Origin of the sequence: Sulfitobacter sp. HI0129 (assembly GCF_001635395.1) — a bacterium.
GTDB lineage: Bacteria > Pseudomonadota > Alphaproteobacteria > Rhodobacterales > Rhodobacteraceae > Sulfitobacter.
On record NZ_LWGH01000088.1, the window covers coordinates 1 to 254 of the forward strand.

Consider the following 254-nt stretch of genomic DNA (forward strand, 5'->3'; position numbering starts at 1 on the left):
GGGTCCAGCAGGTTGTCGCACATCAGAAGGTAGTTGCAGTCCAACTCCATCGCAGCGCCACAGTTGATGCCCCAGGCCGGGTCGTCATAGTTTTCAATCTCGAAGATGTCTGACGGATCGGCGAGCGCAGGGTTGCCCATCCATATCCAGACCAATCCGTATTTTTCGTGCAAGGGGTAGGCGTGGACCTTGGCGTTGGAGGGAATGCGTCCCGTCCCGGGGGCCCAGACGCACTGGCCTGCGCAGTCAAACGT

At 59.4% G+C, this 254-nt stretch carries 1 pseudogene; it reads right to left on the reverse strand.

The features are described 5' to 3' along the window. Positions 1-254: pseudogene (locus A3764_RS23815) on the reverse strand (aromatic ring-hydroxylating dioxygenase subunit alpha); the annotation flags it as partial.